This window comes from Chryseobacterium sp. JUb7 (genome assembly GCF_024806495.1).
GTDB lineage: Bacteria > Bacteroidota > Bacteroidia > Flavobacteriales > Weeksellaceae > Chryseobacterium.
In genome coordinates, this window is sequence record NZ_JANUFF010000007.1 from 106,516 (window position 1) to 122,365 (window position 15,850).

A 15,850-nucleotide genomic window follows, 5' to 3' on the forward strand; every position below is an offset into this window, starting at 1 on the left:
ATAATTAAGAATTAATACTGAATATTTTTCGGGTGCAAAAATACGGAAAAAGAAATGAATTGTCGAATGTGTCGTAAAAGCATTATAAATTGTTCATTTTCAAAATTCAGTATGCGCTTTATAATATGAATCACATTTAATCTCAACTAGCTGAACGGCATTTTATTATGTTAAATTTTCAGTGTATATTTACTAGACCAAAAACTATTACTATGAATAAAAATTTAACATCAGAAGATCTGGGTAAAATTGACCAGTTAGAGAAATATTTAAGCAATAAAAATAACCATTTTTTGGGTTACCCATGTACGATTGATTTTGATTATTCTATCCTGTATAAGTTCATGAAATATCCTATTAATAATGTAGGAGATGCATTTTATTCCGGTGGTTCTTATCAGATAAACACTCACCCTTTCGAAAGAGACGTCATTGATTTTTTTGCACAGCTTTTTAAAGCTCCTGAAAATAATTACTGGGGTTATATCACCAATGGCAGCACAGAAGGAAACCTTTATGCCCTCTATTTAGCTAAAAGGTTATACCCTGACGGAATTGTTTATTTTTCAGAAGATGCCCATTACAGTATTGAAAAAAATATAGACATTCTAAGCTTAAAATCTCAAAAAATCAAGTCTCAGCATAACGGAGAAATGGATTATACAGATCTTGAAGAGAAACTGTCCAATCATCAAAAATTACCGGCTATTATCGTTGCCAATATAGGCACCACCGTGAAAGAAGCGAAAGACGATATTAAACATATCCATCAAATTCTTGATCATCTTCGTATCAAGAATCGCTATATCCACTGTGACGCTGCATTTTGTGGAAGTTATGCCCAATTTCTGAGTCCAAAACCTAATTTTGATTTTACAGAAGGAGCAGATTCTATCAATACAAGCGGGCACAAATTTATCGGATCACCAATTCCCTGTGGTGTGGTGATTGTCCTTAAACATCACAAAGAACAGGTTTCGCAATACGTTAATGTTATCGACAGTCTTGATGATACCATTACAGGGTCCCGCAACGGCATTACTTCATTAATCTTATGGCATTTCATAAAAACCGTAGGAGTTGAAGGATTGAAAAAAAGACTTAATGAATGTCTTGAAATGACTGATTATGCCTACAAGCAGTTATCTGCAATTGGAATAGACGTTTGGAAAAATCCGAATGCCCTTACCATTCTTATCCCCCGTGTGAGTAAAAAACTGCAGTACAAATGGCAACTGGCTACCCATCAGGAAACCACTCATATTATTTTGAGGCCGGGGATTACAAAAAAAATGATTGACCGTTTGGTAAAAGATCTGGAGAAAGAGATTCATAGCCACCTGACAACGGCAGAAGAATCAAAAGCCGGATTGTAAAAAAACAAAAAAGAGCTGTCCTAAACACTGGACAGCTCTACACCTAAATTTAAAACTGAAAAAGTACTAACATTTATTATAAAAATTCTCTTTGATCAATATTGAACGACTCCAGGTGTCGTTATTCGGGATGTTACTTCCGTAGGCATAATCTATAATGGAACCGTCTGCCAGCAGCTGGGTATCGGAATGGAACTTTGAATAATCTGCCTCAGCTTTGTCGACATTCGCATTACTCGGAACATTCAGACCATTGTTGATCACTTCAACATTTACCTGGTCTTCTGCCTGCTTAAATAAGACACTCGGATACAGACCGAAATTCGCGGAAATATGGGTGTAGTCTGAAAAGTTCTGATAATGATAAACAGGTTTTAAACTTGGTGAAAGATCCTTGGTATACGCTTCCAGTTCATTTGAAAAATGAATCAGAAAAGAATGCTCAGAAGCATTGATTTCGAAATTGGACTCATTAAAATCTGTACTGAATATTGCCTCTACGACATTCGTTTCAGCCAACATCAGTTTTCCGTATACTTTTGCAAGGTCATTATAAACCGTATTCCTCTCCACATAAGCCTGCGAAAAGAATGCGCCCTCATCTATTTTATAATCTTCCAGAAGAAAATTCCAAATCTTATTTCCTTCCGAATCTTTAGCCGTATTCTGTACATTTTCAACATATTCATCTACCTCTTTGTTATTCGTATAATTTGCAGAAACATAGACAGACTGTGAACCTTCCAGATAACCTCCGCCGATATCAGCGTGCGCTCCGGGAACAAAAATTTCTTTCCAAACAGAAGTTCCTACATAAGACTTTGCATCTTCCATCTGTTTTGACTCTTCGAAAATACCTGTGAGCGGAAAAAAATATCGGCATTCGTTCACAGCACAGATATGAAGAACATTTTCTATTTCCGGTAAAATACTGACATTATATTCGTTAAAAGGATCAGATTCTACCGTATCAAAAATACCCAGAAATTTAACCTTTACATTTTCTGAAAGATTAAGCTCATTGCATAAATTTCTCGCCAGCATGCTTCCTCTGCTGAAACCATAAATATAGAAGTGATATTCCTTCGTTTGATCCTCCATTTTCCCATTGATAAAATCAAGAGCTTCGGCAAGTTTATCATCAGAAGAATAACCGGTATAACCATAAGGATTTTTGCACGTTACGATGGCAAAGTCACTGTCTTCCTGCCCGCTAACAGTGCCTATTCCTTCAATATATTTTTTTTCATTCCCGTTAAACAATCTGAAAAGTTTATAAATATTGGTTATATCACTTTGATAACTCTGATTATTTTTATTAGGTTTTTGGGAAGAAGTTGCATTAATTCCGTTATTTCCTGTTCCATCGAAAAATATTCCGATTGAAATCATTTCTTTTTCCATGTCAATCCTTTGTATTTTATTTTCAACAGTTTACAATATTCATTGCTGGATATTGCTAAAAACTGTGTCATCACAGACATTTCAAAGTAACAAGGAAAACAACCAGGATACTAGAGTAGAAACTACTAAATAAAAAATTCCGTATTTCTACGGAATCAGATTCTTTCTACAGGATGGATATTATTAATGATTGCATAAATAACAATTCCCACTGTATTTTTAGCGCCAATTTTCTCTACAATTCTCTGTCGGTGGCTTTCTACCGTTCTCGGACTTATGAACAGCTTTTCAGCAATCTCATTATTGGTACATTCCTGACAGATCAGTTTTACAACATCTTTTTCGCGGTCAGACAGCTCATCATCCATTTCAAATAAGGTTTTCTTCTTAGACGAACTGTTCATATAGGAAAATAACATCTGATGATCTTCTGCAGTGAAAAACACACCATTTTTATACACCATGGTAATGGCGTCGATAAATGTTTTTCTGTTTGAGTTTTTAGGAAGAAATGCTGATACTCCTAATTTCACCATATATCCTAAAATAGTTGTTTTGTAATGAGAAGAGAGGATAATTATTTTAAGATCGGGATATTTTTCTTTTAAAATTTCCACCAATTCAAATCCGTTCATCGGCTGCATCTGAACATCTACCAATGCGATATCGGGAAAATCTTCTTTGGATATATTTTCCAGACTTTCTAAGAAATCGGGACCATTGTTTGCTGTAAGTCCTACAGAAATATTCTGTTCGGAAGACAATAGCATTTTTACACCTTCGAGAATCAGCTCTTCATCATCAATGAGGGCTATTTTAATTTGGGGTTTCATTGTTGTACGGGATTTTAATAATTAAACGGCTTCCTTTTTCTAAAATATTTTTCCACTTATGCACCGCATTCATAGATTTGATACGGGATTCAATGTTTTTTATACCCATTCCTTTTTTTACGGCTTCATATTCAAAACTTTCACCGTTATCCGAAATTACAACTCCCAGACTGGTCTGATTGTCTTTGATATAAATCCAGATTCTTGTTGCTTTGGAATGTTTCAGAACATTGGTCGTAAATTCCTGTATGATACGGTATAACTGAACTTCAATAAAAATATCTTTCTTCTGAAATTTCGGACTTACCGTAAGGGAAATATTAACTCTTGTCGCCAAATTAGCAATTAACTCTTCAATATACAGTACGAGCCCTACAGATTCTAGATTTACAGGATATAGTGAGTGGGAAATACTTCTTGCAGAATCAATAAGCGATGACATCTGCCCCGAAATATTTTTCTTAATCAGCTCATCCCCTTTTGTATCTAAATTATTGAGCCATAGCGAAAGGATATTTAAACGGTTCCCGATATCATCATGAATCATTACCGCAATTCGTCTTCTTTCCGCTTCCTGAGCTTTAATATTTTCTAAAGCAAGGTTTTTCTGATGCTGAACTTCTGCTTCGTGCTGTGCATTTTTCTCTTTGATAATTCTCTGAATAAAACTTCTGTAAGCCAGCAAAATAAAAGATACAATAATCACCAGTACGACAATTAAAGTAATAAAAAAACTGATATTTAGGGTTATTTCTTTAATTTTAAAAAGGTATAAATGATTGATATATAAAGGAAACAGCAAAGAATATTATTGATATTCCAGATCAGGAACATTTCTCCTTTCGAAAAATTTTCCATCTGACGAAGAAGGAAAAATACAAATACAGAAACGGCATAATATAAAAATATCAAACTGTCAGCAAGGATAAATCTGTTATTGATATTATTATTTTTAATCTCTGTCAGAAGTGCGTAGCCCGCAAAACAGATAACAACAATATTGGAAACCACTTTCTTTATATCATTGGTTTCAATTTTACTGTCTATAAAAAAGTATCCCACCAAAAGAACTACCGGAATGTAAAAATAATACGACAGGTTCGATTTTTTTATAAACAGACTCGCCAGAAGCAAAAGCTCCCCCGAAACATAATATGGAAACAAAAAGTTGACATCATCATGCTCAAAAACATAAAGAGAGACCTTAACAACAGCTTCTATCAAAAAAAGAAAAATGATATAATAAACATACCATTTTTCTGTATTTTTAAAAAATTTGTACTTCAAAATGCCTATTAAAGCACAAATGACAAGTAAACTATTATTAAGATAAAGTATTACTTTGTATGTATCCACAATTAAGTTTAGTTAAAAAATTATACTCTACAGATCGGAGGACAAGGCTGTGACCAATCATATGTGTTAGAAGAAATCGGAGTACTTCCGCTACCATTCTCCAACAGATCGTCATAAAAAGAAATGAAAATAAGGGTAACAAGCATTTTTTGATAAACATCAGAAAATTTAAGCCCGAAAGAACACACGAAATGATCCAGTACTTTTCCCGGCTCATGAGGAGTAAGGTTTAGAGAAGGTACATAGAATTGCTGAAAAACGCCATTACCTCTGAATTCTGAACATTCTCTGTAAAACCAGGTCATCCCTTCATCTCTCCAGCGCTCAATTGCCTCCAAAGCTTTATCCTGTTCCATTACCGGCTTATTAGACACCGGAAAATACATATCCGAATCGCTGTCTACTTTTCTCAAATCTGAAGAAAGAACAGCATTATTAATAACCGTATATTCTCTTTGTTCTACAAGGGTAAGTTCTCCTTTCAGTGTTTCTAAAGCACTGCATGGGTAGTCTCCCGAAAGAATTTCTTTTCCATTTTCATCAAGCCCTACCAAAATTAAAACGATTTGATCACTGTAAACTCCTATTTTAGCACAAAACTCTTTGTAGTTATTTACTTTTTTGATCTGATCAACCTGAGCGGCTGAAATTTGAAAAATTTGGGTTGTTGAAATTAATTTTTGAACTGTAGAATAATTTACACGGCAATTTGTCCAGTCTGCAATCGCCAGGTCATATTGTTCTTGGTTTAAATTTGTCATATTTTCACGGTATATTTAGTTGGATAAAATTAAATAAAGTAAACTACTTGTGCAAGTATTCACTCATAATTGAAATGTGTTTAATAATTTCTTACCGTAATGTGATAACAGCTTTGCTGCTTTTCTTTGATGTAATAAATCATTCCGGCATTCGCATAATATTTTAAAACCTTTTCCAAAGCCGCTTCCATTTTGGGATTGTACTTTAAAACATCATTAAACCGTATATAAGAAATATCGAAAGAATTTCCGTAATTGTGGGAGCTTATCCCCAAAGATGCATTGGTATTAACTTTTCTTAATCTACATTGATCTTCCAACGTTCTGGTAATCGATGATACCGTAAAAGTGTGTCCTTTTGTTTCCTTACTGAATCTTGCCCCCATTTTTTCTAAGGTGGCTTTGGCTTTGGAAACCATCCAGGCCCGGCTGTAATCGAGTTTCTGAACCTTATATCCTTTGGCCGATTTTTTTATTTTATGAAATTTCCCGTTGTTAATATACTTCTGAACTGCTTTAGAATCTTTCAGCAATGCTACTCCAAAACTTTTGGAAGCATCCAGGTGCGGTTTATAAAGAGAAGTCGCCTCTACTTTCAATACCTCTCTCAGATCATAGCAAGGTATATGTTTTTTCGGATTCTGAGAATAATGAACATTAAAAATAAAAGGTACAAAAATCACACATAACAACTTTTTCATTAAAACAGACTTTTAAATTTTATAAACTAAAACCAATAAACTGAAGTATTAATTTAACTACAATTAGATTTAAACTAAAAATCAAACACCGAACCAAACAACAAAAAATCCCGTCAAACGACAGGATTTATTTTATTTTCTTGATATCGAAAGGATTTTTAAAGATCAATTCTTCATGCTTGCCTTTAATTTCCATTTTTCGCTGCAATAGGTTCAGCGCCATTTTCCGGATAAAAAGATCTTTATCATTTAAATTCCAATAAGAATCTTCGTGCACTTTTTTTGGTTGACGAAGGCCATAAAATTCAGTTTCCCAGGAATCGACATTATGATAAAATTCGATAATTCCGCAATGTTCAGGAATCAGAGAATGATCAACCATTCCCATCGGAAGCAGGAAACTGAATGCATTGCAAACATAATCACCACAACCAATCTTATCATGTTTTAAAAATTTCTCACCGGTTTTTGTATTGGTATAAGATTTTTTAAAATCGTTTTTGAAATCACTTTTTGAAAGTTTGATTTCAATTTCATGGCTAAAACCGTCCGCACCAATGATCAGAATATCAGCTTCCCAATCGGCCTGAAAATGATTGGTCAATACAACTTCTTTCTCAAAATCGCATTGAGAATGGATAAATGCATGAACTAATTCTTCTATTTTTAACACTCCTTTTTTTATTTTAACCCTTCAATTTTAAATTGACATTAAACTCTTAACCCCAAAAGGTCACTGGAAAAATTTTCTCAGTCTTAAACATACTAGCTCACAAGCAGGCTGCATCCTCGAATATCCGAATGATCTATTCTCCCCAATACCTGAAACTTGCCGCCGGGAAGCGTTTTTCCCAAATCCTGAGTGGCGATGAAAGCACACGAATGGATATTGGCGAGATCAATTATATTAACTGCTCCTGTTCTTCCTTCTTTTTCATAACTAAAAGGGTCTTCGGCATTTCTAACCAGAATCCTCATCCAACCCGGACATTCATAAATATTTTGTCCTAAAGAATAGGCTTGCGAAAGAAGCTCTGTCATTGAATATTCAGAATAAATTTTATCTGTTTTAAAACCGTCCTTTAAAATTTTTAATAATTCATCTTTGGTCATCTCTTCTTTTCTCCCTTTCATTCCTCCGGTTTCAATAACTACGAGATTTTCTAAAAAGTTCAGTGAATCTTCACTCCTTTCAGCCTGACAGTAGTCTAAAAAATCCAGCAGAGCAAAGGAAACTCCAAATAGAATTACTTTTTTATCTTGTAAAGTATTTAACAGTTCAAATAAATCGGAATGATTATAGAGAAAATATCCGTTTTCCGGCTTGGCAGATTTTTTCATTAAGTAATCTACCATATATATTAAGGAAGAATTTTGTTTTTCCAGATAGCTTGGCAATAAACCCAGAAAAATAAAATCTTCGGGCTTTCCTATAAAACGGTCAAAGCTTTTGTAGATACTTTCCTGATAAATACTTTCGTCGGCAATAAAATGTTTGGATAAATTCATCTGTGTCGTTCCGGAACTTTGAAAAAACAGATCTGTTGTCACATTTTTGTCCAAAACCTGATGATTTTTAAACATCTCAATTGGCAGAAAAGGAATTTTTGTCAGCTCATTAATGTCAGTCGGATTAATTTTTAAAAAATCCACAAATTTCCTGTACACCTCAATATTTTCGTATTGATAACGGAATGTTTCCAGACAAATATCTATAAAATCCTGCTCTGTACGTATGTTAAATATACTTTTCAATGGTCTTTAAAATTATTTTCATGCTGTTTTATGGTCTCAAATTGGATTTGATATAAACGCTAAAACAGTCTTTTAATATTTTTTTAATTTAGGAACAAAAATTTTGGTCAAATTATTGCTATTATAATTCCGGAATATGGATTAAAAACAGAATGACATCAAACTCATTCGCAAGTTACCTCTTTTATGGGGTAACTTTTTTTTATGCTTTCTTCAAAAGTTTTCAATTCAAAATCTTTTTCAAAAACACCATACGTAAAGTACGAAATCCAGTCTCCAAGATTGATATATTTTGCGTTTTCATTAAGGTCCAAAACCATCGGAAGATGCCTGTGTCCGTAAATAAAATAGTCGATCTTCTGAGTTTTCAGTTTTTCTTTGGAATAAATGATCAGAAATTCTTTATCCTCCCCTAAAAACTCTTTGTCTTCATCACCAGAAATCATTTTATTTTTCTGTGACATATACAAGGCAATTTTCATGGCAATATCCGGATGCAGCCATTTGAAAAACCACTGGGCAACAGGATTGGTAAAGACTTTTTTCATTCTTTTATACCCTTTATCTCCGGGGCCCAAACCATCACCATGAGCCAGCAAAAACTGCTTGCCGCCCATTTCAAAATATTGTTTCTTATAAAAAACCGTACAGCCGATCTCTTCTTCGAGATAATCTTTCATCCAAAGATCGTGGTTTCCTACAAAAAAATAAATATGAATTCCCCGGTCCTTCAGTTCTGCAATTTTTCCTAAAACACGGACATACCCTTTTGGAATCACATGCTTCCACTCATGCCAGAAATCAAACAAATCACCCATTAAAAACAAAACCTGAGCATCCTGCTTGATCTCATCCATCCAACGGATAAATTTCTCCTCACGCACTTTACTTTTTTTCGGATCAGGAGCACCAAAATGCTGATCTGAAGCAAAATACACTTTTTTACCAGGTTCTAAATTGATGGTTGTTTTTAACACCGTTTTGAGTTTTTATTGAGTAAATTACTGATTATCTTCTGCAAACCACTCTCCGTAAGAGTTTTCTGTTTCGTGAAGTTTAAGATAGGCCAAAGAAATTCCTTCCGGAAGTTTTGACTTAATTTTTGCTGCGATCGCGTATAACATATTCTCGCAAGTAGGCTGAAAAGTACAATAAATCACTTTATGCCCCTGATCTTCTAAACTTTCACCCAGTTCTTTATGAGGTGACAGTCCGTTGATCAACACGGCATGATCCCAGACATCCACAATTTCAGACTTTACGATGCTTTTGATATCTCCAAAATCCACTACCATCCCATTCTTAGGGTTCTCCAAATCATTTACAGGCTTCCCTTTCACTGTCACAAACAGCTTATAAGAATGCCCGTGCATATTTTTACATTTTCCGTCATAATTATACAGCACATGTGCCGTTTCGAATGTAAAAATTTTTGTAATACGTATCATAATGCAAAGATAGGATAAAAGAGGTTAAAAGAAAAAAGCTTAACATATATGACTTTTTCCTGAGTCAGGTTATAATGTATCCAACCAATCACCTTCCAGTCTTTTCACTCTTTTAGTTTCTTTATCCACAAAAACCCAAAGTGTCAGAGAATCCACAACCAGCTGGTCATTGCAGTAAAACTCTACTTTTCTTGGCTGACGAATTCCTTCGGGAGATTTCGGATATGTTTTTATCGTCATAATATCTCCTAAATACACCTGCTTTTTGTATTGAATATGATGATCGAGAAGCATCCAGATATCATTAGGAAAATCGGTTTTATGTTTCACAAAATCCCAATGCTCACCTGCAATTTCTTCTACCCAATGAACATACTGAACATTATTCACATGATTATTTCCGTCAATATATTCTTTTGTTACCTGTATTTGTTTTTCAAAAATCAAACTCATCTTCGTCAAATATTTACTCAAAAATAGCTATAAAAAGGAAAAACCTCCCCAAAACAGAGAGGTTTTAACAATAAAATTTATTTAAAATGGAACTTTTTAATAACCTTTTATGACTGTTGGTAAATCGCAAAGGCGCAAAAATATTATAAATTGTATATTTTAAGGCGCAAGGATTTTATCTTCGATAAAATTTACACTTATCTTACATTGACAATCATTGATTTTCTTGTGTTAAATCCCGGCACTTATACTTAATGAAACTGTGCTGTTTCTGTAGAGTCCTTCATCGCAACTGTTGCAGAAGAACCATTGGTTACAACATTCTGCACCTCGTCAAAATATCCTGTCCCTACAAAAGACTGATGCTTCACCGCTCTGAAACCCTGTTTTTGCAAAGCAAATTCTCGTTCCTGCAATTCAGAATATCCAGCCATTCCTTTTTCTTTATATGCTAAAGCCAGTTCAAACATCGCCGTATTCAATGCATGAAAACCTGCTAAAGTGATAAACTGGAATTTGTACCCCATTTTTGCCAATTCTTCTCTAAAATTTAACATTTCATCGACACTTAATCTCGCCGCCCAGTTAAAAGAGGGTGAACAGTTATAAGCCAACATTTTCCCTGGAAATTTCGCATGAATTCCTTCAGCAAATTTTCTGGCCTGTTCCAGATCAGGATTTGAAGTCTCCATCCAGATCAAATCCGCATACGGAGCGTAGGATAAACCTCTGTCAATTCCCTGCTCTACTCCATTTTTCACCATATAAAAGCCTTCGGAAGTTCTTTCACCTGTTACAAATTTTTTGTCCCTTTCATCAATATCTGACGTCAGTAAATCTGCTGCATCGGCATCTGTTCTGGCTATAATTAAACTTGGCACACCCAAAACGTCTGCTGCCAAACGGGCCGCAATCAATTTATTAATTGCTTCCTGAGTCGGAACCAGTACTTTTCCACCTAAATGACCACATTTTTTTGCAGAAGACAACTGATCTTCAAAATGGACTGCGGCAGCTCCGGCTTCAATCATTTGCTTCATCAATTCATAAGCATTCAGATTTCCTCCGAAACCAGCTTCGGCATCTGCAATAATCGGAACCAAATATTCTTTTTCAACACCACCGTTCACCGATTGAATCTGATCAGCTCTCAACAAAGCATTGTTTATTTTTTTAACGACAGAAGGCACCGAATTTGCCGGATACAGAGACTGATCAGGGTACATTTCACCTGATAAATTTGCATCTGCTGCAACCTGCCATCCTGAAAGATAAATCGCTTCCAGACCTGCATCAACCTCCTGTACGGCCTGATTTCCAGTTAATGCTCCCAATCCGGCCACAAAATCCTGATTATTGAGTTGAGTCCAGAATTTCTTAGACATTTCAGTTGCAATCGTATACTCTAATTTATAAGAACCGCGAAGTTTTAACACTTCTTCTGCTGTGTAAGGCCTTTTTACACCATTCCAACGTGGATTTTCCAGCCAGTCTTTTTCTATTTCCTGAATTTGTTCTTGTCTTGTTTTCATAATATTTTTGGTTTAGTTAATTGTTGCCAGTTGTTAGTGATTAGTTCTTAGTTGATAAATTCTCGATACGATTTTTCAAAATCTACCCGAGGTGACGGTTTGGTTATTATCTCTTTTTAAATAAAAGGATACGCTTTCAGTGTCAGAAATTCTTCAAAGTTTTCACAAAAAATCAGTTCATTGAAAAGTTCTTTAGCCAGATTGAATTTTCCATTTTTGAAACGCTGTTCACCCACATATTTTTCAATTCTTTCCAATTCTTCAAATTCCCATTGAAGAACCATCTCCCTTGTTAATGTTCGGTCATCACTTAAAACCGCTTCATTTTTCAGCCATTGCCAAATCTGCGTTCTTGAAATTTCCGCCGTTGCCGCATCTTCCATCAGATTATAAATGGCTGCTGCTCCAATTCCCATTAGCCAGGATTCGATATATAAAATGCCGACATTGATATTTTTCCGAACACCCTTTTCGGAGATTTCACCTTTGGAGATTTCCAGTAAATCATTTTCAGTAATCTGATAATTAAATTTTTTATCAATCTGATTTTTCGAAGGCATCCACTGGTCAAAAATATCTTTCGCTACAGAAACCAAGGCAGGATGTGCCACCCAAGTTCCGTCGTGACCGTTTTTCACTTCTCTTTCTTTATCATTTCTCACTTTTCCAAACGCCTGACTGTTTGCTTCATAATCATTTTTAATTGGAATCTGAGCTGCCATTCCTCCGATGGCATGAACATTTCTTTTATGACAAATTTCAATTACCCTTTTAGAATAAGCACTCATAAAAGGAGAGGTCATTGTCACCTGATCACGATCCGGAACAATAAATTCAGGAAGGTTTCTGAATTTTTTAATGAAAGAAAAAATATAATCCCAACGCCCGCAATTCAATCCCGAGCTATGATCCTTCAGTTCAAACAAAATTTCGTCAATTTGAAAAGATGCCGTGATGGTTTCAATTAAAACCGTGGATTTGACTGTTCCTTGAGGAATTTCCAGATAATTTTGAGAAAACACAAAAACGTCATTCCACCATCTCGCTTCTTTATAATGCTCTAATTTTGGAAGATAAAAATAAGGGCCACTTCCGTTTTCCAATAGCTGTTTTACATTTTTGAAAAAATAAATTCCAAAATCAATTAACGACGCCGATGCTTCTTCATTATTAATTTCAATATGTTTTTCATTTAAATGCAAACCGCGTGGACGAACCAGTAAAACAGCCGTTTTATCATTCAGTTTGTAGGATTTCCCCTGTTCCCCTGTAAAATCAATCTGTCGATTAATTGCGTCAGAAAGATTGATCTGCCCTTCCATACAGTTTTTCCAAGTCGGCGCATTGCTGTCTTCAAAATCCGCCATAAACGTTGAAGCTCCGGAATTCAGAGCATTAATGATCATTTTCCGGTCAACCGGTCCTGTAATTTCCACTCTTCTATCCAATAAATCCTCAGGAAGCGGGGCACACACCCAATCTCCATGCCTGATTTCTATTGTTTCAGATAAAAATTCCGGAAGAACTCCCTGATCGAATTCGAGCTGAGTTTTTTTTCTTTCTTCTAAAAGTTGTAACCTTCTTTGATTAAAGTTCTGATGAAGCTCAACTAAAAAATCGATTAAATCATGAGTAAAAAGTTCTTCAAACTGCTGTTGTGACTTTATTTTTAATTGCGTCTTGGTTTCCATAACGTATTGATTTTGTGATTCGACATTACAAACCTAAATAAAAATTTTCACATACAGCGAACGTTCGCTAAATTTATTTTTAAAATTATTATGCGAAAAATCGCTTCTAAATATTATATTTGAATTATGAATTCTGACAGCGACTTTATTAAAACGGTTTTCGGGCTAAAACTGAAACAGCAAAGGCAAAAAAAAAACTGGTCTCTGCAGGACCTTGCTGTAAAAACAGGATTATCAAAATCTTATCTCAATGAAATTGAAAACGGTAAAAAATATCCGAAGCATGATAAAATAATTCAGCTTTCAGAATCTCTGAATTGTACTTTCGATGATCTGGTATCTACAAAACTGGATAAAAGCCTGGCCCCTTTCAATGAAATACTGCAATCAGATTTTTTTAAAGAAGTCCCTTTAGATCTTTTCGGGATCAATAAAAATAACCTTATAAGCATCATCAGTGACGCGCCTAAAAAAGTAACCGCTTTTATTAACGCGCTGATAGAAATTTCGCAAAACTATAATTTAGGAAAAGAGCGGTTTTATTTTGCAGTATTACGTTCATTTCAGGAGTTATATGACAATTATTTCCCTGACATTGAGAAGAAAGCCATGCAGTTTTCTATAGAAAACCAACTTGAAATCAGCAAAAAATTACAATCCGACGCTTTGAAAAATATTTTGACTGAAAAATTCGGTTATACCGTTCAATCAGAAAATTTTGAACAATATGGAACGCTGGATAATCTTCGTTCTTTATTTATACCTGAAAAAAAATTACTGCTTTTAAATAAAAAGCTGGAACAAGATCAGGAAATTTTTATTCTCGCCAAAGAAACAGGATTTAATGTTTTAGAATTAAAAAACCGTCCAAATACCTATTCATGGCTCGATTTCGGAAGTTTTGAAGAGATTCTAAATAACTTTTACGCATCTTATTTCGCAGGAGCTTTATTAATTTCAAAAACAAAAACGATTGAGAAAACTTCAGAATTTTTCTTACAAAACGATTGGAAACCTATTAATTTTGAAAATTTAATTGAAGAATTTACCAATTCACCTGAAACATTTTACTACCGATTAACGAATATTCTTTCTTCTGAGCTAGGCATTAAAGATCTTTTTTATTTATGTCTGGTAAAGAAGAAAAACACCGATAAAATACAGATTTTAAAAGAGCTACACTTAAACCATCAACAGGCGCCTCATGCCAATGCGACCAATGAGCATTATTGCAGAAGATGGATCGCAGTAAAAAATCTACACCATTTAAAGGAAAATGAAACATTAACGGATGCACAGATTTCCCATTACAAAGATCAGGGAGTAAGCTATCTCGTGATTTCAACATCACAAAGAAATCCCTTTTCTGACGGCAGCAACCGAAGTTATTGTTTAGGTATCCTATTAAATTCTCAGACCATCAAAAAAATCAATTTTATAAAATCACCTACCCTTAAAACTATCAATGTTGGAGTAACCTGTGAGTCGTGCAGCATTGCTGATTGCGAAGTAAGGCAGGCTTCACCGATTCGACTGGAAAAAGAATATTTTAATGTCAGCATGAAAAATGCAGTCGAAAAAATAAAAAAAGATTTTATTGATTATTAAGCATTTTCAGGTTTAAACTTACATAAGTTCGTCAAAAAACCACAAAAACATTCTAAAATTCTAAAAAAGTATATTAGACAGAACATCATTTTTTTTAATTTATATTTTTTACCGATAAAATTAAAAAACCAAATCAAATAAATCAAAATAACACCAATTAACTAACATTAAGAAAAATATTTTAATAAAAACGATATTAAAATACGAAAATCACAAAACTTAGAAATATTTAATTTAATTTTGTAGAAAATTTTAAACACAAATGTTCCTTGATATATTTTTTCCGAATCGGTGTTTACACTGCAACAGAATTATTGAGCATAATCTAGTCTGTTGTAATGTATGCTTTGAAAAAATTCATTTCACCAATTTTGAATTTTCGGAAGATAATATTGTCAAAGAAAAATGTAAAACCTTTTTTCCGGTAGAAGCTGCCTCTGCTTTGCTGCATTTTGAGAAAAACAGTCTGACCCGGAAAATAATACACGAATTAAAGTACAGAAACAGAGAAAATATAGGAAAAGTTCTGGCAAACTGGACTACAGAGCGCTTAGATTTCAGACACAATCTACCCGATTTGTTGGTAACCATACCTTTACATGAAAGAAAATTAAGACAAAGGGGATACAATCAATTGCACACATTTACTGAAACTTTATCTGAGTTTTATAATCTTCCCTTCGATCATCAACTGATAAAAAAAAATTACAACTCTAAGGCTCAGGCTTTACAAAATAAAAAACACCGCCTAAAAACAGAAAACTTATTTTCACTCAACAAAAACCTCTCCGGCAAGCATATCCTTTTAATAGATGATGTATTTACCACAGGAAACACCATCGCATCAGTAGCATGGGAAATTCTTAAATCCGGTGATAATAAAGTAAGTGTTCTGGTGATGGCAATGGATGAATAAACAATTATTAATCAAT

The 15,850-nt window shown here is 34.3% G+C and carries 16 protein-coding genes; 3 read left to right on the plus strand and 13 right to left on the minus strand.

Annotated elements, in window-relative coordinates:
* Positions 1-212 precede the first annotated feature (212 nt).
* The gene (locus M2373_RS14245) at positions 213-1,376 is read left to right on the plus strand and encodes a histidine decarboxylase (protein ID WP_259111713.1); all 1,164 of its coding nucleotides are present in this window, start codon (positions 213-215) and stop codon (positions 1,374-1,376) included.
* 66 nt (positions 1,377-1,442) lie between these two features.
* Here M2373_RS14245 and M2373_RS14250 read toward each other — a convergent pair whose 3' ends face one another.
* The 13 genes from M2373_RS14250 to aceB form a co-directional block, all read right to left on the minus strand.
* Positions 1,443-2,780 (minus strand): DUF2235 domain-containing protein, encoded by a 1,338-nt coding sequence (locus M2373_RS14250; protein WP_259111714.1) that lies wholly within the window; start codon positions 2,778-2,780, stop codon positions 1,443-1,445.
* Positions 2,781-2,935: 155 nt separating this feature from the next.
* Positions 2,936-3,613, minus strand: a complete 678-nt coding sequence (locus M2373_RS14255) for a response regulator transcription factor (RefSeq protein WP_259111715.1) — start codon at positions 3,611-3,613, stop codon at positions 2,936-2,938.
* A complete protein-coding gene (locus M2373_RS14260; protein WP_259111716.1) occupies positions 3,597-4,319 on the minus strand; it encodes a sensor histidine kinase in 723 nt (240 codons plus the stop codon). The genes M2373_RS14255 and M2373_RS14260 overlap by 17 nt, the downstream gene beginning before the upstream one ends.
* 41 nt (positions 4,320-4,360) lie before the next feature.
* Positions 4,361-4,900 (minus strand): hypothetical protein, encoded by a 540-nt coding sequence (locus M2373_RS14265; protein WP_259111717.1) that lies wholly within the window; start codon positions 4,898-4,900, stop codon positions 4,361-4,363.
* An 89-nt stretch (positions 4,901-4,989) separates the two neighbouring features.
* Positions 4,990-5,730 carry a hypothetical protein gene (locus M2373_RS14270; RefSeq protein ID WP_259111718.1) on the minus strand — a complete coding sequence of 247 codons (741 nt, stop codon included), beginning with the start codon at positions 5,728-5,730 and terminating at the stop codon, positions 4,990-4,992.
* A gap of 80 nt (positions 5,731-5,810) precedes the next feature.
* On the minus strand, positions 5,811-6,431 hold the full coding sequence (locus M2373_RS14275; protein ID WP_259111719.1) for a DUF5715 family protein: 621 nt from the start codon (positions 6,429-6,431) through the stop codon (positions 5,811-5,813).
* Positions 6,432-6,558: 127 nt separating this feature from the next.
* Entirely contained in the window at positions 6,559-7,104 is a 546-nt protein-coding gene (locus tag M2373_RS14280; protein WP_259111720.1) for a hypothetical protein, read from the minus strand.
* Between the two features lie 92 nt (positions 7,105-7,196).
* Positions 7,197-8,186: an acyl transferase gene (locus M2373_RS14285; protein ID WP_259111721.1), complete on the minus strand. Its 990-nt coding sequence runs from the start codon at positions 8,184-8,186 to the stop codon at positions 7,197-7,199.
* Between the two features lie 164 nt (positions 8,187-8,350).
* Positions 8,351-9,163: a UDP-2,3-diacylglucosamine diphosphatase gene (locus M2373_RS14290; RefSeq protein ID WP_259111722.1), complete on the minus strand. Its 813-nt coding sequence runs from the start codon at positions 9,161-9,163 to the stop codon at positions 8,351-8,353.
* Between the two features lie 24 nt (positions 9,164-9,187).
* A complete protein-coding gene (locus M2373_RS14295; RefSeq protein ID WP_259111723.1) occupies positions 9,188-9,634 on the minus strand; it encodes a 6-carboxytetrahydropterin synthase in 447 nt (148 codons plus the stop codon).
* 69 nt (positions 9,635-9,703) lie between these two features.
* On the minus strand, positions 9,704-10,087 hold the full coding sequence (locus M2373_RS14300) for a thioesterase family protein (RefSeq protein WP_259111724.1): 384 nt from the start codon (positions 10,085-10,087) through the stop codon (positions 9,704-9,706).
* A 251-nt stretch (positions 10,088-10,338) separates the two neighbouring features.
* Complete coding sequence (gene aceA / locus M2373_RS14305; RefSeq protein WP_409013205.1) at positions 10,339-11,622, minus strand: isocitrate lyase; 1,284 nt, start codon at positions 11,620-11,622, stop codon at positions 10,339-10,341.
* Between the two features lie 113 nt (positions 11,623-11,735).
* Positions 11,736-13,310, minus strand: a complete 1,575-nt coding sequence (gene aceB, locus M2373_RS14310; RefSeq protein WP_259111726.1) for a malate synthase A — start codon at positions 13,308-13,310, stop codon at positions 11,736-11,738.
* A 126-nt stretch (positions 13,311-13,436) separates the two neighbouring features.
* Between aceB and M2373_RS14315 the strand changes: the two genes are divergently transcribed.
* Both M2373_RS14315 and M2373_RS14320 read left to right on the plus strand, forming a co-directional pair.
* Positions 13,437-14,918, plus strand: coding sequence for a helix-turn-helix domain-containing protein (locus M2373_RS14315; protein WP_259111727.1), 1,482 nt, complete (start codon positions 13,437-13,439; stop codon positions 14,916-14,918).
* A gap of 262 nt (positions 14,919-15,180) precedes the next feature.
* Positions 15,181-15,834, plus strand: a complete 654-nt coding sequence (locus M2373_RS14320) for a ComF family protein (protein WP_259111728.1) — start codon at positions 15,181-15,183, stop codon at positions 15,832-15,834.
* The last annotated feature ends 16 nt before the right edge of the window (positions 15,835-15,850 follow it).